The sequence below is a fragment of the Brevundimonas sp. SGAir0440 genome, from assembly GCF_005484585.1.
In the GTDB taxonomy this organism is placed as follows: Bacteria; Pseudomonadota; Alphaproteobacteria; order Caulobacterales; family Caulobacteraceae; genus Brevundimonas.
This window is the reverse complement of the sequence record NZ_CP039435.1, coordinates 1879713-1902203: the sequence shown is the minus strand read 5'-3', so window position 1 is coordinate 1902203 and position 22491 is coordinate 1879713. Positions and strand designations below refer to the sequence as shown.

The following is a 22491-nucleotide window of genomic DNA, read 5'->3' as shown; positions in this document are numbered from 1 at the left end:
AGTTGACATTAGCAAGGAACACTTACAGAACATCGACAAATGTTCACGGCCCGTTCCGATTCGTCGGCGGGCGCATGAGGGCCTGGCGATGCTCACGCGCAAACAGCACGAATTGCTGATGTTCATCCACGAACGCATCCAGGAGACCGGCGTCTCCCCTTCGTTCGACGAGATGAAGGAGGCGCTCGATCTGGCCTCCAAGTCCGGCATTCACCGGCTGATTACCGCGCTGGAGGAACGCGGCTTCATCCGCCGTCTCGCTCATCGCGCCCGCGCGTTGGAAGTCACGAAACTGCCCGAACAGGCGACGGCCGGCGCGCCGCGCGGTCGCGCCGGGTTCAAGCCCGACGTCATCGAGGGCGGCGGCGGTGTCAGACCTGCGGCCCCGATGGCGGCGAACGACACCCGCGAACTGCCGCTGATGGGCAAGATCGCCGCCGGCACGCCGATCGACGCGATCGAGCATGAAACCGCCCGCTATCCGGTTCCGGAATCGATGCTGGGTTCTGGCGAGCACTACCTGCTGGAGATCGAAGGCGACTCCATGATCGAAGCCGGTATCCTGAACGGCGACATGGTGGTGATCAAATCGACCGACAACGCCGCCTCCGGCGAGATCGTCGTGGCTCTGGTCGAGGGCGAGCAGGCGACGCTGAAACGCCTTCGCAAGAAGGGGGCCTCGATCGCCCTGGAACCCGCCAACCGCAACTACGAAACCAAGATCTACGGCTCCGATCAGGTCGCCGTTCAGGGCAAGCTGGTCGGCCTCATGCGCCGGTATCACTGACCTCCGGATCGGACTGACGCGTCCAGGGGCGGTCGCCGCGAACATCGGCCGTCCACACCGCGCGCCATCGGTTCGGCTCGCCCGAACTGACGCGCCACAACTCCACCGCCCCGCCTCGCGCAAAGTCCACGCCGTCCAGAACAAGGCGATCCTGACAGGCGCTCGGGACTGAGTTGACGACGGCGCGGACGCTGACGACGGGCGCCGCGCGGCATAACATCTCCATCTGATCGGAGCTCGGCGACTTTCGCCCCCACCAGATTGCTACGGGCCCGGCCTCATCGGTGTCCGGTCGACAGGAGAAGCGGCCGCAGATCCAGCCCGTCTCCGACCGGTCCGTCATCGTCAGCCCCCGTCTTCGTGACCAGAGATCGACTGCAAATTCGCGCACGCCAGGCCGCACGACGACCCCCGCCTGACCACGATGAAAGGCGGCGTTCGTCCCGCCATCGCCAATCCAGAGGTCCGGCGTCGGCGCACGCGGCCAGATCAAGACTGCCGCTGCGAACGGCAGTCCCAACCATCGTAGGCGGCCCTGCCACAGGCAGACGAACAGCACGCCCAGAAAGGCGATCGGCAGGACATAGTTCGGCGCGCTGGCGACGGTTCTGACCGCGCCGGGCATTCCCGCCGTCCACGTGCCGATCGCCAGCATCAGATCCACGCCCCATCCCGCGACCGCCAAGAACGGTCCCCCCAGCCCCAAGGGCTCGAACGCTGCGCCTAAGGCCAGCGCCGGCATCAGGATGAAGTCCGCCACGGGCGACGTGCCGAGATTGGCGAGCAGTCCGTACATGGCGGTGCGGTTGAAATGCTGCATGGCGAACGGTCCCGTCGCCAATCCTGCGACGACGCTGGCCGCCACAGCCGCCGTCAACCAACCGCCCAGCCGTTGGACTGCCAGGATCGGCCAGGGCGCCGATATTTCGCGCGGGCGCTTCGGCCAGGCCTCTACCAGGGCGACCAAGGCCGCCGTCGCCGCGAACGACATCTGAAAGCCCGGCGTGACGATGGCTTCAGGCTGTATCGCCAAAACGATGAAGGCCGCGACCGCCAGGCCGTGCATCGTCACAGCTTGCCGATCCAGCAGGATGGCGAGAAAGGCGATGGAGGCGGTGATGGCCGCCCGCTCGGCCGGCGGCGGCGCGCCCGACACCACCAGATAGACCCCGACCGCCGTCAGGCCCGCCAAGGCCGCGACCTTCTTGCCGTGAACTCGCAGGGCCAACCAGGGCCAGGCCGCGACGCCCAGCCGCACGGCGAAGAAGACGAAACCGCCGACGATGGCCATATGCAGCCCTGACACCGAAAGGATGTGCGCCAGGCCGGAATCGCGCATCACATCCATGTCCTCCTGACTGATCCAGGTTTCATGGCTGGTGGTCATTGCCGCCGCGATCCCGCCGGTTCGTTCGCCAAGCCGCGCCACGATCCGTTCGGCCAATGCGAAGCGGGCGCCATTGATCGCCATTTCAAGTCGAAGCCGCCACGGCGGCGGGGCCAGATCGGCTGTACGCGTGTCGCCCAAGGCGAACGCCACGCCGCCCATGCCCTGAAAGAAGGCGTTGCGCCCGAAGTCGTAGGCGCCGGGGCTGGCCGGCGCAGGCGGCGGATTCAGAATGCCGAACAGGCGGATCGCTTCGCCAGGCCGCGGCGGGTCGCCTCGCACCGTCGCCCGCAAGCGCACCGGCGTCTGTTCGGGCGTCAGTCCGCGGATCCAGACCGGCGCGATCACGACCCGCGCGCCGCGCTGCCCTGGGCTGTCGACATCGACGACCCAGGCTTCGATCACGGTCGGTTCGCTGAGGACGGGCGCGATCGGCGCGGCGACGGCTTCGGTGCGCACCTTGGCCGCCGCCAGCCCGCCTGAAACGCAGGCCAGCATCAAGAGCAGCCAGGTCAGGCGCCGCGACCCGCCGCGCCGGCGCGCCGCAACCCACAGCCCAAAGGCCAAGGCGGCGCCCAGCAGCAAGGGCCACAAGACCGGCTCGGCTCGCAGGGCGAAATAGACGCCGCCGCCCGCGCCGAATGCGACCGGCGCCCATAGCCGCCATCTCAGGGTCTGGGCGGCGACCTCGGCGTGCAGCCAGGCGCGCAATCGCGCAGCGGGGGTAGGTTTTGCCGCATCGGGGCGTATAAGGGCCTCGCTTACGGACCCCTCCCCCATGACCCCACCTTCCTCGACTGTCGTCACCCGCTTCGCCCCCTCGCCGACAGGCTATCTGCATATCGGCGGAGCGAGAACCGCTTTGTTCAACTGGCTGTACGCCAAGAGACACGCAGGGCGTTTCCTGATCCGGGTCGAGGATACCGACCGCGAACGCTCGACCGATGAGGCGGTGAAGGCCATTTTCGATGGCCTGAGTTGGCTGGAGCTGTTCGCCGACGACGAGCCGGTGTTTCAGTTCAGCCGGGCCGACCGCCACCGCGAGGTGGTCGATCAACTGCTCGAAACTGGCCACGCCTACCGCGACTTCACCTCGGCCGAGGAGACCGGTCGTCTGCGTGACGAGGCCAAGGCTGAAAAGCGCACTTTCGAATCGCCCTGGCGCGACCGTGAGCCGACCGTGGACGACTTGGCACTGCCGCACGTCGTGCGCTTCCGTCGGCCGAAGGCGACGACGGTTACGGTGGCCGATGAGGTCCAGGGCGACGTGAACTGGTCCACCGACGACCTGGACGATCTGGTGCTGCTGCGTTCGGACGGCGCGCCGACCTATAATCTCGCCGTCGTCGTGGACGACCATGACATGGGCGTGACCCACGTCATTCGCGGCGACGACCATCTGAACAACGCCGCGCGCCAGAGCCTGATCTACGATGCGCTGGGCTGGACGCGCCCGACCTTCGCCCACATCCCCCTGATCCATGGACCGGACGGCGCCAAGCTGTCGAAGCGTCACGGCGCCCAGGCGGTGCATGAGTATGCCGAGATGGGCTATTTGCCCGAGGCCATGCGCAACTATCTGGCCCGCCTCGGCTGGGCGCACGGCGACGACGAACTGTTCAGCGACGCCCAGGCCATTGCATGGTTCGATCTCGGCGGCATCGGCAAGGCGCCGGCCCGTCTGGACTTCGACAAACTGGCCCACGTCAATTCGCACTGGCTGCGCCTCGCCGACGATGAAAGGCTCGCCAAGCTGACGCTGGATGCGCATCTGCAGAAGGGCCACGCCCTGGCGGAGGCGGACGAAGCCCGCCTCCAGCGCGCCATGCCTTTCGTCAAGGACCGCGCCAAGACGATCCTCGATCTGGCCGACCAAACCGCCTTCGTCCTGAAATCGCGCCCGCTGACCCTGGACGACAAGGCCAAAGCGCTGCTGTCCGGTGAGACGTTGGATCGCCTCGCCCGCTTGCGCGAGCGGCTGTCCCTTTTCCAATCCTGGGATGTCTTCGCGCTGGAAGCCGAGCTCAAGGCCTTTGCGGAATCCGAGGGCGTCGGGTTCGGAAAAATCGGCCCGCCGATGCGCGCGGCGCTTACCGCAGGGTCAACATCACCTGATATTGCACGAACTTTGTCGGCTCTTGGGCGCGACGAAAGTCTCGGGCGCTTGGATGATGCGCTGCAACAGACTAAGTGATCACCCACAAACCAAAAAGCGGCCGACGCCTCCCCGCGCCTGGACGTGTGATGCAAAGGGGCATTCATGACTGAACAAGCCAAACCTGCCGGCTCGGCGACCCTGTCCTTCGAGGACAAGACGATCGAGTTGCCGGTCCTTTCGGGCTCTACCGGCCCGGACGTCATCGACATCCGCAAACTCTATGCGGGAACGGGCGCCTTCACCTTCGATCCCGGCTTCACCTCGACGGCGGCCTGTGAATCGGCTCTGACCTATATCGACGGCGACGCCGGCGTGCTGCTGCACCGCGGCTATCCGATCGACCAACTGGCGTCGAAGTCGAACTTCGTGGAAGTCTGCCACCTGCTGCTGCACGGCGAACTGCCGACCGCTGCTCAGTATGAGAAGTTCGAAAACAGCATCACCACCCACACGATGCTGCACAGCCAGTTCGATCGCTTCTTCGAAGGCTTCCGCCGCGACGCCCACCCGATGGCGATCATGGTCGGCACCGTCGGCGCCCTGTCGGCCTTCTATCACGACAGCCTGGACATCCACGATCCGATCCAGCGCGACATCTCGGCCATTCGCCTGATCGCCAAGATGCCCACGATCGCGGCCCGCGCCTACAAATACCATATCGGCCAGCCGTTCGTTTCGCCGCGCAACGACCTGTCCTACGCCGAAAACTTCCTGCGCATGTGCTTCGCCGTGCCGGCCGAGGACTATCACGTCGATCCGGCCCTGGTTCGCGCCATGGACCGCATCTTCACCCTGCACGCCGACCACGAGCAGAACGCCTCGACCTCGACCGTGCGTCTGGCTGGTTCGTCGGGCGCCAATCCGTTCGCCTGTATCGCCGCCGGCATCGCCTGCCTGTGGGGCCCGTCGCACGGCGGCGCCAACGAAGAAGCCCTGACGATGCTCAAGGAAATCGGCACCCCGGACAAGATCCCGGAGTTCATTCAGGGCGTGAAGGACCGCAAGTACAAGCTGATGGGCTTCGGCCACCGCGTGTACAAGAACTACGATCCGCGCGCGAAGGTCATGCAGCAGTCGGCCTACGAAGTGCTGGCCGCCACGGGCCGCGAGAACGACCCGCTGTTCCTGGTCGCCAAGGAGTTGGAGAAGGTCGCCCTGTCGGACGAATACTTCACCTCGCGCAAACTGTTCCCGAACGTCGACTTCTATTCGGGCATCACTCTGTCGGCGATGGGCTTCCCGACCACCATGTTCACCGTTCTGTTCGCCCTGGCCCGCACCGTGGGCTGGATCTCGCAGTGGCAGGAAATGATGGCCGATCCGTCGCAGAAGATCGGTCGCCCGCGTCAGCTCTACACGGGCCCGACCCAGCGCGATTACGTGCCGATCGAACAGCGTGGCTGAGACGAAGGCTAGAATGCAGAACGCCGGGGAGACATCCCCGGCGTTTTCCTTTGTCGTCAGACCAGCTTCAGATCCGCGAACCGGGCAGCCAGGTCGTCCAGATCACGGTGCATATGGGCCACGCCGATTGCAGCAGCGCCCAGAGCCATGTCGTCGCCCTCGACAGCCATGGACAAGGCCAGGCTTTGGTCGATCGCGCCCATGGGCTGGGCGGCCCTCCCTTGAGACAACGCCTTGAGTTGCTCCACCGCGCGCTCGGCGTCCTGCGACCAGGGCTCCAGCCGGGCGCCTGCGCCCTCGGCCTGGAAACCGCGCCCCAGGATGACTATGTCGCTGCGCACGCGCCAGAAGGCGCGCACGAGCGCAGCCCGGTCGGCGGTCTCGCGTTGTGGGCCAGGCAGATCGATGACGTTCTTGGCGGCCTGACCCAAGGCATCCAGCCGCCGCTTCAGATCGGCATGACGGCGCGAGATCTCGGCCGCCTCCTCCGGGGAGGCCTTGGAGACCAAAGCTAGCAGCACCGCCGCCTCGCCCGCCGCCTCGCGCGCCTGAAGTTTGAAGGACTGCCTGGCATGGCGCGGAAACAGGGCCAGGATCGCCAGAACCCCCACGCCACTGCCGACCAGGATTTCCATCACCCGATCCAGCGCGAGGGACGCCGGTCCTTCCGCGCCCGTCCCGCCGGCGATGACGATGGTGGCCGTTACGGGCGCGACCTTCAGCCAAGGCCGCCCGGCTGCCAAGAAGGCCAGCAGCCCCGCCGAAACGGCGATGCTGAGGGCCATGCTTTCCAGGCCCGGCGGACGAAGGAAGGCGAACACCGCCCCCGCCAGCGCTCCGGTCGCCGTGCCGATGGCCCGGTCGCGCGCAACGGTCAGGACGCCGCCCCCGACGCTCGCCTGGATGACGACGATGGCGGAAATCACGCTCCAGTACGGGTGCGGCAGGTTCAGCCAGGTCGCGAGATAGAGCGCAGCCATCGCGCCCACCGCCATCTGAAGCGCGGCGCGGACCTCGGCCGCACGTCGCGGACTGAGCGCCCGCGCCATCGTCAGTTCGCCGATTTGGCGGCGATGACCCTGAGCACGGCGTCGGCAGCCAATTCGGACGGGTCCGGTCCTCCGCGTCCCATCAGGTCCAATGCCGCCGTCTGGCGACGCGCCTGTTCGGTCGCCAGGGCCGGGTCGGCCAACAGCCGCCCAACCGCCGCCGTCAGAATGGCCGGGGTCGCCTCGTGCTGGATAAACTCGGGCGCGATCCGGTCGTCGGCCGCGACATTGAACAGGGTGATGTGTTTGGCGGTCACGAACCGCTTCATCAGCTGATAGCTGAGCCCGTCGATCTTGTAGGCGATAACCATCGGCGCGCCCGCAAGCGCGAGCTCGGTCGATACGGTGCCGCTGGTGGCCAGGGCGACGGTCGCGGCGCGCATGGCGTCATACTTTTCGGCTTCGTCGACCAGATGAACGCGGAAGGGCCAGGCGGCGACGCGGCCCGCAACATCGTGAGCCACCGTCCCTGCGGCGACCACGGCGACTTCGAGGCCGGGGTTCGTGGTCTTCAGCTTCCTGACCGTCGCCTCATAAACGGGGGCCATCCGCGTGATCTCGCTGGGTCGGCTGCCGGGCAAAACCAAGAGAAGCTGCGCGTCGGCGGCGATCCCACGACGCGCGCGGAACGCTGCACCGTCCGCAGCATCGACGTTCACGTGAAGCGCCGACGAACCCACCACAGTCGTCGGCAGGCCCTCGCGCTCGAACCAGGGCGCATCAAAGCCATACAGGGCCAGCAAGTGATCGACGGCGCCCGCCAAGGTCTTGGCCCGGCCCGGCCGTGACGCCCAGACCTGAGGCCCGACATATTTGATCAGCGGCAGGTCCGGTTGCGCGGCCCGGATCGCCTTGGCCACACGGATGGTGAAGCCCCAACTGTCGATCAGCACAACGGCGTCGGGCTTTTCCCGCTCGGCCAGCGCCGCCGTCTGCTCGACGCGCCGCTTGACCTTGCCATAGGCGCGCAAGCCCTCGATCCAGCCCAGGATCGACAGTTCGGCGATATCGAATGGGCTGGCGACGCCTTCAGCCGTCATCTTGGGCCCGCCGACGCCGACAAAGGCCACATCGTCCCCCAACCGCGCCTTCAACGCCTTGGCCAGACCGGCGCCCAGCGCATCGCCCGAAGCCTCAGCCGCCACCAGCATGATCTTCAGCGGACGGCTCACCGATCCTCGCCCCAGACGAACAGGCCCAGACGGTTCGCCGTCTCGACGATGGCCGCGCGATCAATCAGGATCAAACGTCCCGCCACGCCGCCGATGCCCGCCAGACCCGCCGTCGCCGCCATTTCGACGGTGCGCGGTCCGATCACGGGCATATCGACGCGCAGATCCTGAATGGGCTTGGGCACCTTGCCGAGCGCGCCCTTAGGACTATCAACCGCGCCACGCAAGTCGCCGGGCAGACCAGCGACGCGGGTCAGCATCGCGTCCGTGCCTTCCTGCGCCTCAACCGCGAGGACCAGGCCGTCACAGACCACGGCGCCCTGACCGATATCCAATTCACCCGATTTTTCGGCCACATGCAGCGCCTTCTTCAGATCGGCTAGCTGCTCCTCGGTCGGCGAGACGGCGCCCAGCGCGCCAGCGCCAAGCGTGTCGCCGCCCAGAATGTCGTCGGCGCCCTCGACGGCGAAGCCTTCGGCTTCGAACACCGACAGGATTTTACGCAGCAGGGCGTCATCCCCCTTGGAAGCCGCGGCGACGATGCCCGGCAACAGGGTCGCCCCCTTGAAGTCGGGTTTCAACGTCTTGAAATCCGGCCGATTGACGATGCCCGCCAGACACACGGTCGTGCAGCGTTCGGCCTTCAACGCCTTCAGGATCGCGCCGATCTGCGCCATGCCGAACTCGGCGCCGGGCCAGCGCGCCAGATGCTCATCGGCGAACCCCGCCAGACGGATCACGAAAACCGGCCGCCCCTGAGCATCGCAACGCGCCGCGACGGCCGCCGGCAGATCGCCGCCACCTGCGATCAGACCCAGCTTTCCAGCCGCGCTCATTCTGCGTTGGGCAGGCACAGCGGACGCCGCCCGCCGTCGCGGATGAAGGCGATGATCTCCACGATCTCCGGCAGGTCGGCATAGCGTTCCGCCACGCCATCGATCCGACCGGCGAACTCGCCCTCGCCCTCAAACAGATCACGATAGGCCGCCAAGAGACGTCGCACCTGATCCTTGCCGTAGCCCTTGCGCTTAAGGCCGATCAGATTCAGCCCACGCAGACGCGCGTGATTGCCCCAGGCCGAGCCGTAGGGGATGACGTCGCGCGTCACCGCCGCCAAACCGCCAATGATCGCGCCCTGCCCGACGCGGCCGTTCTGGTGCACCGCGCACAGTCCGCCCAGGAACACCTTGTCCCCGACCTGGGCGTGACCGCCCAGGGTCGCGTTGTTGGCCATGACGATATTGTCGCCGACGATGCAGTCGTGACCGACATGGGCGCCGGTCATGAACAGGTTGTTCGACCCCACGACCGTCACGCCCGTCCCCTGCGGCGTGCCCCGATTGAAGGTGCAGTGCTCGCGGATCAGGTTGTTCTCGCCGATCTCCAGCCGGACCGTCTCGCCCTTGTAGCCATTGTGCTGCGGGTCGCCGCCAATGACGGCGAAGGGATGGATGACCGTCCCGGCCCCGACCGTCGTGTCCTGCTGGACCACGACATGGCTGACCAGGCGCACATTCTCGCCCAGCACCACATTCCGCCCGACCGTGCACCAGGGGCCGACCTCGACCCCCTCGCCCAGGGTCGCCGTCGCATCGATCAGAGCCGTGGGATGAATGGTCATCAGGCCGCCGGCCCAGGCGCCGGAGCAGGCACAGTCACGACCATCGCCATGAACTCGGCTTCGGCCGCCAGCTTTCCGTCGATGAAGGTCTCGCCCCGGAACTTGTAGGCGTCGCCCCGCGCGCGGATCACCTTGACCTCCATGCGCAGTTGGTCGCCGGGCCGCGCGGGCTTTCTGAAGCGAACTCCGTCGATCGACATGAACATGATGACCTTGTCGGCCACGGCGACATCCAGCGTCTTGGACATCAGCAGGGCGCCGGTCTGGGCCATGGCCTCGACGATCAGCACGCCGGGCATGACCGGATCGATCGGGAAGTGCCCCGGGAAGAAGGGCTCGTTGTGGGTCACGTTCTTGATGCCGACGATCGACGTCGCGGGCACGAAGTCTTCGGCCTTGTCCACCAGCAGGAAGGGATAACGGTGCGGCAGCCGCCGCATCACCTCGGCGTAATCGATCTTGCCCTCGACGGCAGTCGTGTCGCTCATCCCTATGATTCCTTCGGAGCCTTCTTCGATGAGGCCTGTTTGGCGAGCCAGACCGTCTCGCGCAAGAACTGTCGGATCGGACGCGCCGGATAACCCGACCAGGTCTCGCCGGCAGGAACATCGGCCAGCACACCGGCCCCCGCCGCGACGCGCGCGCCCTCTCCGATCGTGATGTGGTCGCCGATCCCAGCCTTGCCGCCGAAGATGACATTGTCGCCCACGGTCACCGAGCCCGAGATGCCGGTATTGGCGACCAGCAGACAGTTGCGGCCGATGACGCAGTTGTGGCCAACCATGACCAGATTATCGATCTTGGTGTTCTCGCCGATGACGGTGTCGTCATAGGCGCCGCGGTCGATGCAGGAGTTGGCGCCCACCGTCACGCCGTCCTGAAGGATGACGCGGCCCAGTTGGGGAATATCCATGACCCCCGCCGCCGTGCCCGCGGCGCCGAAGCCCGCTTCGCCGATCCGGGCGCCGGCATACAGCTTCACCCGGTCGCCGATCAGCGCGAAGGCCACGCTGACGTTGGCGCCGATCACGCAATCACGGCCGATCTGCACGCCGGGCGCGATGACGCTGTTGGCGCCGATGCGAGACCCGCGACCGATGCGGACGCCCTGCCCCAGGATCGCGCCGGGTTCGACCACGACGCTGTCGTCCTCGGCCGCCTCGTCGCGGCTGAACGCTTTATCCAGGAGTATGGGGCGATGAAGCGCCAGCGACGCCTTGGCCCAAGAGGCTTGAGGCGTGCGCGAGACGATGACGGCGGCGGACGACGGCGCGGCGTCCTTGGCCTCAGCCGGCACGATGACGCAGCCGGCCTGGGTCGTCGCCAGCGCAGCGGCGAACTTGCGGTCACCCAAAAACGCGATCGCGCCCCCGTCCGCAGAGGACAAGGGCGCGACGGAGGCGATCATGCGATCCCCGCCCCGCTCGACCTCGCCGCCGATCTTCGCCGCCAGATCGGCGACGCTGAGGGGCGACAGGGTTTCGAAAAAGCGAGGATCGGGCATCGACGACTTAGTTGGCGGCGGCCGGTTGAGCCTGCGTTTGAGCCGGCACAGCCATGCGGTTGAAGCTCAGCGTCGGCAGGGCCGTGTTCAGGCGCTGGATCGCCAGGTCGGTGACGTCCATGGCCGGGTTCATCATGAATACGCTCTCGCGGTCCAGCAGTAGGCCGCAGCCCTTCTCCTGGTACAGGGCGGTCAGGATCGGCGAGACGGCCTCGGTGATGGCCTGACGCTGCATGCCCAGGGTGTAGCGCAGCTCGTTTTCACGGGTGGCTTCCAGCTGTTGCGCCTCTTGCGCGCGCTGCTGCAGGGCCTGACGGCGCTGTTGCAGTTGGTCGGCCGGCAGGCTGGCGCCGGCCGATTGCAGCTGCTGGGCTTCAGTCTGGATCTGGGTTGCATACGGTTGCAGCTCGCCCTGAACTTCTTGGGCCAGTTGCTGCATGCGGGCTTCGACGGCCTGGCCGGCCGACGACTGGGCCAGCAGGCGCGCATTGTAATAGACGCAGACGCCGGGGATCACCGGGCCGGGATTGGCGGGCGCGCCGGCCTGTTGCGCCGAAGCGGCGGTGGCGATGAGCGAAGCAGCGGCGGTCGCCGCGATGATCAGAGCTTTCATGGTGTTTCCTCGTGCGGTCGAAAAAGCCGCGATTAGAACTGAGTAGAGGTCGAGAAGCGGAAGGATTCCGTCTTGTCGTAGTCTTCCTTGGACAGAACCTTGGAGATGTCGAAGCGGATCGGACCCATCGGCGACTTCCAGTGGATGCTGACGCCCGCCGACGCGCGCAGTGAGAGCTCATCGGCGATGTTGGCGTTCACCGTCCCGGTGGACGTCAGCTTGTAGCGGTCATCCAGCACGCCGAGCGTACCGACATCGGCGAACAGCGAGGTCTTGATGCCATACTGCTCGGGCAGGTAGTTCGGCAGGGTCAACTCGACCGTGCCGATGGCGTAGAAGTTGCCGCCCAGGGCGTCGGTCGTATTCAGATCGCGCGGCCCCATACCGGCCGTCTCGAAGCCGCGGAAGCTGTTGCCGCCCTTGAAGAAGCGATCGTTGATGCGGATCGGGTCGCCGTTCCAGCCGCTGACGTAGCCGGTGGAACCTTGAACGCTGACGATCCAGTTGGGCGTAAAGCCGTAGTACCAGCTCGCATCGGCCTCGGTCTTCACATAGTTCACGTCGCCGCCCAGACCCGCGAGGTCCTGACGCAGCGACCCGGCCCAGCCGCGCGTGGGGCGGATCGGATCATTGGTGTAGTTGACCTGAAGCGTGTAGCCCGCCGACGAGTTGATGAAGCTGCCGATCTGATCGCAAAGCGCCGAAGATCCCTGCCCCACGCCCGAGCAGAAGCCCGTCGGCACGATGATTTCGTCGGACTTCAGGAAATAGCGCGTGCTGAGCAGCATATTGCCGTTCAGCGGATAGGACAGACGCAGGCCCGCGCCGGTCGAGCGATAGTCGTACGATGAATATTGGCTCAGGTCGTAGCGCGAGTGGAACAGGTCGAAACCGGCGCGCAGATCGCGTCCGAGGAACTTCGGCTCGGTGAAGCGGAAATCGACCTGCTGGCGCAGCGAACCCCACTCCAGACGGGCGACCACGTTCTGGCCGCGCCCGCGGAAGTTCCGCTCCGAGATGCCTAGGTTGACCGTGAAGGAGTCGACGGAGCTGAAGCCCGCGCCGACGGACAGTTCGCCGGTCGGCTGTTCTTGTACGTTGACGTTGATAACCGAACGGTCCGGCGCGCTGCCGCGCGTCTCCTCGACCGTCACATCCTTGAAGAAGCCCAGTGCGCGCAGGTTGTTGCGCGAGCGCTCCATAAGAGCGCGGTTGAAGGCGTCGCCCTCGGTCAGCAGCAGTTCGCGGCGGATCACTGGGTCGATCGTGCGGGTGTTGCCGACCACATTGATGCGATCGATATAGACGCGCTGGCCCTCGGACACGTTAAAGGTCACATCGACCGTGTCGGTTTCGGGATTGGCCTTGTAGGTCGGATTGATCTCGACGAAGGCGTAACCTGCGGAACCCGCTGCGAACGTCAGGGCGTCGACCGCCTGCTCGATCTTGTCGCTTTCGTACAGCTGGCCTTCCCGGATCGGCACCAGAGCTTTCAGGAAGTCGGCGTTCAGGCGGTCATTCTGGGTGACGACCTTGATCTCACCGAAGTTGTACTTGTCGCCTTCGTTCAGCGTCAGGGTCAGCTGGAACGCCTGATCATCAGGCTGCAGCTCGGCGACCGAAGACACCACGCGGAAGTCGTAATAGCCGCGGTTGGTGTAGAACTTCCGCAGCTGCTCCTGATCGTATTCCAGGCGGTTGGGATCGTAGTTGTCGTTGTTGGAGAAGAACTTCCACCAAGTCGACTTCTCGGTGACCATCACGCCGCGCACGTCGCGATCCGAAAACGCCTCGTTGCCCAGCACGTTGATGGCGCTGATCCCGGTCTGCGGACCTTCGTTGATCTCGAAGATCACATCGACGCGGTTCTGTTCAAGCTGGACAAGCTTGGGCGTCACGGTCGCAGAGATGCGGCCCTGAAGGCGGTACAGTTCAACGATCGCGCCGACGTCCTCCTGGACCTTGGCGCGGGTATAGATGCCGCGCGGCGCCAGCGTCACTTCCTTGGTCAGCTTGTCCTTCGACAGCGCCTTATTTCCCTCGAACACCACCTGGTTGATGATGGGGTTCTCGACAATCTGGACGATCAAGTCGCCGTTCTGGATGCCCAGTTGCACATCGGCGAACAGGCCCGTGCGCGACAGGGTGCGCACCGCGACGTCCAGCACCGAGGCGTCGACCGCATCACCAGGGCGGATCGGCAGGTAGGACAGGACCGTCGTCTGGTCGATCCGCTGCGCGCCCTGCACGATGATACGATTGATCGTGATCGTCTGCGGCGCAGCGATCTCGACACGCGGTTCGGCAGCGCTCGCCGAGGCCGTCTGGGCTGGCGTTTGAGCCGGCGCAGCAAGCGTCGTCGCCGGCGCGGTCTGGGCCGGGGCAGTCTGCGCCAGCGCAGGCGCGCCCAGCCCAGCAGCGACCGCCAGAGCCAGCAGGCTGGAGCGGGCGCTCAGTCGAACGGCGGCGCGAGAGGTCATGTCATTCATTCGGGAAACCGTCGGGGGCTGGCGTCGGCTCACGAGACGAGCCCGCCGAGGAATTGGAAGATATTGAGCTTCTGTAGGTCGTTCCACGTTGCGAACAACATAAATCCCGCCAAAAGCGCAAGGCCTGCACGATAGCCCATCTCCTGGAACCGCGCCGACACAGGCTGTTTCGCCACAGCCTCATAGCCGTAGAAAAGCAGATGCCCGCCGTCGAGGACCGGAATGGGAAGCAGATTTAGAAAGCCGATTCCGATCGAAAGTATGGCGGCCAAGGTTGTCAGCGTCAGGACCAGGTTGATCGCCATGGCGCCCGGCGCTGGATTGGCCTCAACCGCAGCCGTGGTCAGGGAGCCCGTCGCCTTAGCCATGCCGAGCGGGCCGCTGAACTGATCGCCCGACTCGCGGCCCGTCGCCAGACGTCCGAGGTAGGTCAGGGTCGAGCCGATAACGTCGGCCGTCTGGCGCGCGCCCTCGGCGACAGCGTCGACAGGGCCGTAACGCACGTGGCGGACATCGCCGGCTGACGACCCCAGCCCCAGGCCGATGCGGCCGACCTTGACCCGTCCGGCGATGGGATCGTTTTCCTCGCGGCGTTCCGGCGTCGCGACCAGTTCGACCGGACGCCCGGCGCGCTCGACCGTGAAACGCACGGGATCGCCGGTCGAAAGCATGACGGTGCGGGTGACCGCGCTGCCGTCCTTGATGGCCTTGCCGTTCACCTCGGTGATCAGGTCGCCGACCTGGAATCCGGCGGCGGCGGCCGGCGATCCGGCCTGGACCTGAGCCACACGCGCGGGGCGCAGGGACACGCCGACGGCCATGAAGACGACGGCGAAGATGGTGATGGCCAGGATGAAGTTGGCGATGGGCCCGGCCGCGACGATCAGGGCGCGCTGCCACACCGGTTTAAAGTGGAAATAATCGCGCTCGGCGCCCGGTCCACGCTCGGCCACCACGCGCCGGCGCAACTCGTCCAGTCCGGCCCGGTCAGGCACGCTGGACGCATCCAGATCGCCCGAGAACTTCACATAGCCGCCCAGCGGCAGCCAGCCGAGACGCCACTCGATGCCGTGACGGTCGGTGCGGCTGGCCACGGCCTTGCCGAAGCCGACCGCGAACCGGTCGACCTTCACGCCAAAGGCGCGCGCGACAAGGAAGTGACCCAGTTCATGGATGGTGACGATGAAGGTCAGCACCAGCAGGAACGAGGCGATGGAGATCAGGACCTGACCCAGGACGCCCAGCATTCGAAAATCGTCTCCCCTGGCCTGCTGTCAGGCCGCATTCGCAAGGCCGGCGATGACGCTCTCGGCCATTCGACGCGTCTCGGCGTCGACCGAAAGGGCCGCGCCGCAGGCGTCTCCAGAACCGAAAGCCATCCCCGCTTTCGTCGCACGCTCAAGGGTTTCGGCGACGACTGCGGCAATATTGAGAAACGCCAGCTTGCGGTCAAGGAAGGCGAAGGCGGCGACCTCATTGGCGGCGTTGAACACGGCCGGCGTCGCGCCGCCCGCCTTCAGGGCCTGACGCGCCAGATCGAGGGCGGGAAAGCGCGTCAGATCGGGCGCTTCGAACGTCAGCCGCCCCAGAGCAGCCAGATCGAGCTTGGGCGCCGGCCACGAGATCCGATCCGGCCAGGCCAGGGCGCAGGCGATCGGCGTACGCATATCCGGCGGTCCCATCTGGGCCAGCGTCGAACCATCCACATATTCCACAAGGCTGTGGATGATCGATTCGGGGTGGACCACGACGTCGATCCGATCCTGGGGCATATCGAACAGATAGGCCGCCTCGATCATCTCCAGGCCCTTGTTGGCCATGGTCGCGCTATCGACCGAAATCTTGGCGCCCATGCTCCAGTTGGGGTGGGCCACGGCCTGTTCGGGCGTGATGCCGACCATTTGCTCGCGAGGTGTTTGGCGGAACGGTCCGCCCGATGCGGTCAGGATCAGCTTGGCCACCCGCTCAGGCGCTTCAGCCGGAAACACCTGGAAGATGGCGGAGTGTTCGGAATCGACGGGGATCAAGCGCCCCCCTGCCCGCTTGACCCGTTCGATCAGGGCGGGGCCGCAACAGACCAGGCTTTCCTTGTTGGCCAGCGCCAGGGTCGCGCCCGTTCCCGCCGCCGCCCAGGCGGACTTCAGACCCGCCGCTCCGACGATGGACGCCATGATCCAGTCGGCAGGTCGCGTCGCCGCCTCGACGATGGCCGCGTCGCCCGCGGCGACAGCGACGTCCGTGTCGGACAAGGCGTCGCGCAGTTCATTCAAACGCGCCGGATCGGCGGTCACGGCCAGCTTGGGCCGCCAGCGCCTGGCCTGCTCTGCCAGTTTGGCGATATTGGCGCCGCCTGTCAGCGCCTCGACCTCGAACGCACCCGTGCCCGTCGCCTCGGCTTGAGCCATCAGGTCCAGTGTGGAGGCGCCGACCGATCCGGTCGCGCCAAGCACGGTGATGCGACGCCGGATCACGCCCCACGCTCCAGCATCAGGACGATCAACCGGCCCGCCGCGACGACCACGACCGCGAACATCAGGCCATCGACGCGGTCCAGCAGGCCGCCGTGGCCCGGAATGGTGTTGCCCGCATCCTTGACCCCGAACCGTCGCTTCAGCGCCGATTCCCACAGGTCCCCCGCCATGGTCGCCAAAGCCCCCGCAAAGCCCAGCACCGCCCCCCAGACGACGCTCAGGGCGCCCATATTGACCCAGGCCGTCATGACGGCCCCCGCAACCGCACCGGCCGCAACGCCGCCGATGAACCCGGACCATGTCTTGTTCGGTGAAAAGCGCGGCCAAAGCTTGGGTCCGCCAAAGGTGGATCCCGCCAGATAGGCCACGATGTCGGCCGACCAGGCGACGGCGAACACCAGCACGGTCCAGTGCAGCCCGATAAAACTGTCTACGTCGCGCAGCCAGATCAACAGAACCGAAGGCCAGCCGAGATAGAGCACGCCATAGGCGGCATCCAGCGCCTCCTGCCCTCGACTACGGGCATAGACCCCGGCCGCGACCGCGCCGAACACCAGCATGATGAAGGCGACGGACATGGCGCCGAAATGGGCGCTGATCACCGCCGCCACGACGCCGAAGCTGACCGCGCCGCCCATGACGCGGCGTGCATGAGGCGCACTCATCGCCGCCCATTCGAACGCCAGGACGACGCTGGCGACGATCATCAGCGCCAGGAACCACACGCCGCCGCCCCACGTCGCAGCGACGGCGGCGGGCGCCAGCACGACGGCGGACGCAGCCCTGAGGGCGATATCCCGAGCCTTGACCGCCATCAGGCCGTCGCGCGCGCAGGCGCGATCACGCGTCCGCCGAAACGGCGATCGCGCTGACCAAAGGCCGAGATCGCCTCAGCCAGCGCCTTGGGGCCATAGTCGGGCCACAAAATGTCTTGGAACACGAGCTCGGCGTAGGCGGCCTCCCACAACAGGAAGTTCGACAGCCGCTGCTCGCCCGATGTGCGCACGATCAGGTCCAGCGGCGGCGAGCCCGCCGTGGCCAGGCCGGCCGTCAGAATCGCCTCGTTGAAAGGCTCGACCGTCTCGCCCGCCAGCACCCGCTCCATATGGCGACGCGCCGCGTCCACCAGATCCGCGCGACCGCCGTAGTTGAAGGCGACCTGCAACAGGAAGCGGTCGTTATGAGCGGTCTGGGCCTCAGCCCGTTCGATGATGGCGGCGATGTCCGCCGGCAGTCCCTGGCGTCGCCCCAGAATCTTCAGCCGGACGCCGGCCTTGGTCAGCCGGGCCAAATCGCTGGCGACGTAGGACCGCACCAGCCCCATCAGGTCCGACACCTCGTCCTCGGGACGGCTCCAGTTTTCGGTCGAGAAGCCGAACACCGTCAGGCAATCGATGCCCAAATCCGGCGCCGCCTGGATCGTGCGCTTCAGCGCCTGAACGCCTTCGCGGTGACCAAGAGCGCGCGGCAGACCGCGCGCCTTCGCCCAGCGTCCATTGCCGTCCATGATGATGGCGACGTGGCGCGGGCCGTCCTGACCCTGCTTGTCTGGGCTTTGGCCTGAAGGCGCGGCGCGGTCTGCCGTCATCTGTCGTGCGATCCCTTCCGGACCCAGCCGTTTCGCCTCAGACCTGCATGATCTCTTGTTCCTTGGTCTTCAAGGTCTCGTCGATGCGCTTGATGGCCGCGTCGGTGTCCTTCTGGACCTCGGTCTCCATCTTCTTTTGTTCGTCCTGGCTGATCTCGCCGGCTTTCTCGGCCTTCTTGAGGTCGTCGTTGGCGTCGCGGCGGACGTTGCGAACCGAGATCTTCTGCTGCTCGGCGTATTTGCCGGCCAGCTTGACCAAGTCCTTGCGGCGTTCCTCGGTCAGGGGCGGCACCGGAATGCGCAGGGTCTGGCCGTCCACGATCGGGTTCAGACCCAGGTTGGCGTTGCGGATCGCCTTTTCGACGGCGACCACCATGCCCTTGTCCCAGACGTTGACGCTCAGCATCCGGGGCTCGGGCACGCTGATGGCGGCGACGGCGGTCAGGGGCGAGGCCGAGCCGTAGGCTTCGACCCGCACGGGCTCCAGCAGGCCGGCGTTGGCGCGGCCGGTGCGCAGACCGCTGAACTCTTCCTTCAGGGCGGCGACGGAGCGATCCATGCGGTCGCGATAGGTCTTGAGGTCAGGCTTTGCCATGGTCTTGGTCTCTCTTGTCTTTCCTGGTCAGGCGAACGTCAGACGACTTCCTGAATGACCGTGAACGTGCCTTCGCCGGTCAGGGTCCGGCGCAGCGAATTGTCTTCCCGAATGGAGAAGACCACGATCGGTATGCCCGTGTCGCGCATCATGGCGATGGCCGAGGCGTCCATGACCCGCAGATCCTTGGCCAGCACGTCCTGATAGGACAGCGTCTCGTACCGCGTCGCGTCAGGATCCTTCTTCGGGTCGGCGGTATAGACCCCGTCCACGCTGGTGCCCTTCAGCAGGGCGTCGCAGCCCATTTCGGCCGCACGCAGCGCCGCGCCCGAGTCCGTGGTGAAGAACGGTGCGCCCACGCCGGCGGCGAAGATCACGACCCGCCCCTTTTCCAGATGCCGCAGGGCGCGCCGGCGGATGTAGGGTTCGGCGATGGCCGCCATCGGAATGGCGCTCTGCACGCGGGTCGAGACGCCGATCTTCTCCAGCGCCGATTGCATGGCCAGGGCGTTCATGATGGTCGCCAGCATGCCCATGTAGTCGGCCTGGGCGCGCTCCATGCCGGCCGCCGCCTTGGACAAACCGCGGAAGATGTTGCCGCCGCCGATGACCAGGCAGATTTCCACGCCTTCGGCCGCGACGTCCGCCACGGCCTTGGCCACCGCATCGACGGTCTTCATGTCGACGCCGAACGACTGGTCGCCCATCAGCACCTCGCCCGACACCTTCAGGAGGACGCGTTTGTAGCGGAAGGTCGAGGGGGCGTCGGGCATGCGGGAAGGTCCGTTTGACTGCGGCGCCATTGAATCAGGCGGCTTCTTATAGACGAAAGGCGCGCCGGCCATCAAAGCCGAACGCGCCCTTCTGATACAAAACCCTTACGAATGAGGGGAATGTTTTTTAGTTGCCGCCCATCATGGAGGCGACTTCCGACGCGAAGTCGGGGCCTTCGACCTTCTCTACGCCTTCACCCAGCGCCAAGCGGACGAAGCCGGCCAGGTGCAGGTTGGAGGAGCCCAGTTCGTTGGCCGAGTTGGCGACCAGTTGTTCGATGGTCACGTCCGGATCCATGACGAACGGCTGCTTGGACAGCACCACGTCCTTCTGGAACTTGTTGATCTGACCTTCCACGATCTTTTCGATCATGGCTTCCGGGCGGCCTTCTTCCTTGGCCTTTTCGATCAGAACGGCGCGTTCCTTCTCGATGGCGGCGGGGTCCAGGTCGTCGGTGTTCAGCGACAGCGGCGCGGTGGCGGCGACGTGCATGGCGATCTTGCGGCCCAGTTCGCGAAGCGCTGTCTTGTCGCCCTCGCCTTCCAGAGCCACCAGCACGCCGATGCGGCCGACGCCCGGCGAAACCGCGTTGTGGACGTAGGTCGAGACGACGCCTTCCGATACCGACAGGCGGGCGGCGCGGCGCAGTTGCATGTTCTCGCCGATGGTGGCGATCATGTTGGTCACTTCGTCCTGGACCGTCTTGCCGGCTTCCAGTTCGGCGCCGTGCAGGGCCTCGACGGAGTGGTGCTCCAGACCCAGTTGGGCGAACGACTTGGCGGCGTTCTGGAACAGCTCGTTACGGGCGACGAAGTCGGTTTCGGCGTTGAACTCGATGGCGGCGGCGACTTCGCCCTTGCCATCTTCCTTCGACGCGACGGCGACCAGACCTTCAGCGGCGACGCGGTCGGCCTTCTTGGCGGCCTTGGACAGGCCCTTGGCGCGCAGCCAGTCGATCGCTGCTTCGATGTTGCCGTCGTTTTCGACCAGCGCCTTCTTGCAGTCCATCATGCCGACGCCCGAACGCTCGCGAAGCTCCTTCACGAGGGCGGCAGTGATCTCGGCCATGTTCTTCTCCTTGGGGGATTTCGTATGTGGGAACGGCCGGACTGATTTAGCCCGGCCGTGTGTCAGTTCGTCAGGCGGCGCTCAAGAACGCGAACGCCGCCCGGCGGGCGATCAGCCCTCGGCCTTCTCGGTTTCGGCAGCCGGCTCAGCAGCGGCTTCCAGTTCGGCGGCGGCGCCTTCCGTGCCGGCCGGCGCGGCTTCGGCTTCAGCCTTGGGGGCCGAGGCTTCACGCAGCATCGGCTCGACCGGAGCTTCCGAAGCGCCCAGGTCGATGCCCGAGGCCGAGGCGCCGGCGGCCAGGCCGTCCAAGACGGCGTCGGCGATCAGGTCGCAGTAGGTCTGGATGGCTCGGGCGGCGTCGTCGTTGCCGGGGACCGGATAGGTGATGCCGTCCGGGTCCGAGTTGGTGTCCAGGATGGCGATGATCGGGATGTTCAGCTTGCGGGCTTCCTGGATCGCGATCGCTTCCTTGTTGGTGTCGATCACGAACATGATGTCCGGGATCGAACCCATGTCCTTGATGCCGCCCAGCGACAGCTCAAGCTTGTCCTTCTCGCGCTGCAGGTTCAGCAGCTCTTTCTTGACGCGGCCTTCGCCACCGTTTTCCAGAATGCCTTCCAGCTCACGCAGACGAGCGATCGAGCCCGAAACGGTGCGCCAGTTGGTCAGCGTGCCGCCGAGCCAACGGTTGTTCATGTAGTACTGGGCGCAGCGCTTGGCGGCTTCCGCGACCGGCTCTGCGGCCTGGCGCTTGGTGCCGACGAACAGAACGCGACCGCCCTTGGCGGCGACTTCACGCACGGCCACCAGAGCCTGGTGGAACAGCGGCATCGTCTGCGACAGGTCGATGATGTGGATGTTCGAGCGCGAGCCGAAGATGTAGCGGTCCATCTTCGGGTTCCAGCGGTGCGTCTGGTGGCCGAAGTGAGCGCCGGCTTCAAGCAGGGTGCGCATCGAGAATTCAGGCAGAGCCATGATCGTTCAGTCCTTTTTCCGATCAAACGTGGCGCGGGGGATTAAAGGTCTAAAAGACCCTCGGAATGGTGCGGATCGGGATGTCTCCCCGAAGCGCGCCTCTCCCGCGTTGCGAAATGCGGGGGCCATGTAGGCCGGATGGGCCGCAATAGCAAGCGCAGCCCTGCAAATGCGGAAAAGGCGGCCCCTTTCGGGACCGCCTTTCGTCTGCAACGCGATGGCTGCTTTTACTTCATCGCGTCAAGCAGGGTCCGGGCGCGGTCGCGGTGAGCGGTGACGGGTGTCACCAGTTCGCGCGCCAGGGTGGCCAGGGCGGGCGCGTCGGTGTTGTCGGCAAAGCTGTTCAGCAGCGTCAGCGTCTCGTTGTGGGCGGCGACCTGCTGGTCCAGATAGACCTTGTCGAAATCGTCCGCCGTCGCGGCGTTCAGATTGTCGATCAGGCCCTTGCGGCGTTCGTCCAGCGTCGTGGGGATGGCGACGTTGGGCGCAGCCGTCGCCTGAGCCGCGGCCAGCTTCTCGCCGGCTGCGGTATGATCCTTGGTGATCATGACGGCCAGAGCCTTCACGTCCGCATTCTTGGACTTGGCGGCGGCGATTTTGGCGGCTTCCAGCTCATACATGTTGCCGGTGCCTAGGCTGGTGACGAAACCGTCGACGGTGTTGGCGCCCATGGTCATGGCCGAGGTCTGGCCGACGACGCCGGACGCGGCGTCCTGGGTGGCGTTGACCGCTTCGCTGGTGTTCTGGGCGGCGCTGTCGCCACCCTGGTTGCAGGCGGCGAGCAGGGCTAGCGAGGCGACGCTGGCGATGGCGAGATATTTCATTGGAACAGTCTC

21 protein-coding genes are annotated in these 22491 nt (G+C 66.1%); 3 read left to right on the top strand and 18 right to left on the bottom strand.

Features of this window, described 5'->3' with window-relative positions:
- The first annotated feature begins 88 nt into the window (after positions 1 to 88).
- Positions 89 to 787 carry a transcriptional repressor LexA gene (gene lexA, locus E7T10_RS09335; protein WP_039247444.1) on the top strand — a complete coding sequence of 233 codons (699 nt, stop codon included), beginning with the start codon at positions 89 to 91 and terminating at the stop codon, positions 785 to 787.
- Here the strand turns inward: lexA and E7T10_RS09330 are convergent.
- Positions 768 to 2885, bottom strand: coding sequence for a ComEC/Rec2 family competence protein (locus E7T10_RS09330; RefSeq protein ID WP_137721578.1), 2118 nt, complete (start codon positions 2883 to 2885; stop codon positions 768 to 770). The two genes, lexA and E7T10_RS09330, sit on opposite strands and share 20 nt — an antisense overlap.
- A 67-nt stretch (positions 2886 to 2952) precedes the next feature.
- Between E7T10_RS09330 and gltX the strand changes: the two genes are divergently transcribed.
- Both gltX and gltA read left to right on the top strand, forming a co-directional pair.
- Entirely contained in the window at positions 2953 to 4368 is a 1416-nt protein-coding gene (gene gltX, locus E7T10_RS09325) for a glutamate--tRNA ligase (protein ID WP_137721577.1), read from the top strand.
- A gap of 66 nt (positions 4369 to 4434) precedes the next feature.
- Complete coding sequence (gene gltA / locus E7T10_RS09320; protein WP_045811199.1) at positions 4435 to 5736, top strand: citrate synthase; 1302 nt, start codon at positions 4435 to 4437, stop codon at positions 5734 to 5736.
- A gap of 56 nt (positions 5737 to 5792) precedes the next feature.
- On the opposite strand, the gene E7T10_RS09315 is transcribed toward gltA, so the two are convergent.
- The 17 genes from E7T10_RS09315 to E7T10_RS09235 all read right to left on the bottom strand — a co-directional run bounded on the left by E7T10_RS09315 (position 5793) and on the right by E7T10_RS09235 (position 22479).
- The gene (locus tag E7T10_RS09315; RefSeq protein ID WP_137721576.1) at positions 5793 to 6785 is read right to left on the bottom strand and encodes an FUSC family protein; all 993 of its coding nucleotides are present in this window, start codon (positions 6783 to 6785) and stop codon (positions 5793 to 5795) included.
- A 2-nt stretch (positions 6786 to 6787) separates the two neighbouring features.
- On the bottom strand, positions 6788 to 7957 hold the full coding sequence (gene lpxB / locus E7T10_RS09310; RefSeq protein WP_137721575.1) for a lipid-A-disaccharide synthase: 1170 nt from the start codon (positions 7955 to 7957) through the stop codon (positions 6788 to 6790).
- Positions 7954 to 8793, bottom strand: coding sequence for an LpxI family protein (locus tag E7T10_RS09305; RefSeq protein WP_137721574.1), 840 nt, complete (start codon positions 8791 to 8793; stop codon positions 7954 to 7956). Before E7T10_RS09305 ends, lpxB begins: the two co-directional genes overlap by 4 nt.
- On the bottom strand, positions 8790 to 9578 hold the full coding sequence (gene lpxA / locus E7T10_RS09300; protein WP_137721573.1) for an acyl-ACP--UDP-N-acetylglucosamine O-acyltransferase: 789 nt from the start codon (positions 9576 to 9578) through the stop codon (positions 8790 to 8792). Before lpxA ends, E7T10_RS09305 begins: the two co-directional genes overlap by 4 nt.
- Positions 9578 to 10072: a 3-hydroxyacyl-ACP dehydratase FabZ gene (gene fabZ, locus E7T10_RS09295; RefSeq protein ID WP_045811203.1), complete on the bottom strand. Its 495-nt coding sequence runs from the start codon at positions 10070 to 10072 to the stop codon at positions 9578 to 9580. The genes lpxA and fabZ overlap by 1 nt, the downstream gene beginning before the upstream one ends.
- Positions 10069 to 11082 (bottom strand): UDP-3-O-(3-hydroxymyristoyl)glucosamine N-acyltransferase, encoded by a 1014-nt coding sequence (gene lpxD / locus E7T10_RS09290; protein WP_137721572.1) that lies wholly within the window; start codon positions 11080 to 11082, stop codon positions 10069 to 10071. The genes fabZ and lpxD overlap by 4 nt, the downstream gene beginning before the upstream one ends.
- Before the next feature lie 7 nt (positions 11083 to 11089).
- Positions 11090 to 11695: an OmpH family outer membrane protein gene (locus E7T10_RS09285; RefSeq protein WP_137721571.1), complete on the bottom strand. Its 606-nt coding sequence runs from the start codon at positions 11693 to 11695 to the stop codon at positions 11090 to 11092.
- A 32-nt stretch (positions 11696 to 11727) separates the two neighbouring features.
- On the bottom strand, positions 11728 to 14184 hold the full coding sequence (gene bamA, locus E7T10_RS09280; protein ID WP_137721570.1) for an outer membrane protein assembly factor BamA: 2457 nt from the start codon (positions 14182 to 14184) through the stop codon (positions 11728 to 11730).
- A 29-nt stretch (positions 14185 to 14213) separates the two neighbouring features.
- Positions 14214 to 15431, bottom strand: coding sequence for an RIP metalloprotease (locus E7T10_RS09275; RefSeq protein WP_137721569.1), 1218 nt, complete (start codon positions 15429 to 15431; stop codon positions 14214 to 14216).
- 27 nt (positions 15432 to 15458) lie between these two features.
- The gene (gene dxr, locus E7T10_RS09270; protein WP_137721568.1) at positions 15459 to 16655 is read right to left on the bottom strand and encodes a 1-deoxy-D-xylulose-5-phosphate reductoisomerase; all 1197 of its coding nucleotides are present in this window, start codon (positions 16653 to 16655) and stop codon (positions 15459 to 15461) included.
- Positions 16652 to 17470 (bottom strand): phosphatidate cytidylyltransferase, encoded by an 819-nt coding sequence (locus E7T10_RS09265; protein WP_137721567.1) that lies wholly within the window; start codon positions 17468 to 17470, stop codon positions 16652 to 16654. Before E7T10_RS09265 ends, dxr begins: the two co-directional genes overlap by 4 nt.
- Positions 17470 to 18162 (bottom strand): polyprenyl diphosphate synthase, encoded by a 693-nt coding sequence (gene uppS, locus E7T10_RS09260; protein WP_246846148.1) that lies wholly within the window; start codon positions 18160 to 18162, stop codon positions 17470 to 17472. Before uppS ends, E7T10_RS09265 begins: the two co-directional genes overlap by 1 nt.
- Before the next feature lie 118 nt (positions 18163 to 18280).
- On the bottom strand, positions 18281 to 18838 hold the full coding sequence (gene frr, locus E7T10_RS09255) for a ribosome recycling factor (RefSeq protein ID WP_017503964.1): 558 nt from the start codon (positions 18836 to 18838) through the stop codon (positions 18281 to 18283).
- A gap of 38 nt (positions 18839 to 18876) precedes the next feature.
- Positions 18877 to 19611: a UMP kinase gene (pyrH, locus tag E7T10_RS09250; RefSeq protein WP_137721565.1), complete on the bottom strand. Its 735-nt coding sequence runs from the start codon at positions 19609 to 19611 to the stop codon at positions 18877 to 18879.
- Positions 19612 to 19738: 127 nt separating this feature from the next.
- The gene (gene tsf / locus E7T10_RS09245; RefSeq protein ID WP_137721564.1) at positions 19739 to 20680 is read right to left on the bottom strand and encodes a translation elongation factor Ts; all 942 of its coding nucleotides are present in this window, start codon (positions 20678 to 20680) and stop codon (positions 19739 to 19741) included.
- 111 nt (positions 20681 to 20791) lie between these two features.
- Entirely contained in the window at positions 20792 to 21655 is an 864-nt protein-coding gene (gene rpsB, locus E7T10_RS09240; RefSeq protein ID WP_017503967.1) for a 30S ribosomal protein S2, read from the bottom strand.
- Positions 21656 to 21882: 227 nt separating this feature from the next.
- A complete protein-coding gene (locus tag E7T10_RS09235; protein WP_137721563.1) occupies positions 21883 to 22479 on the bottom strand; it encodes a DUF4142 domain-containing protein in 597 nt (198 codons plus the stop codon).
- Positions 22480 to 22491 lie beyond the last annotated feature (12 nt).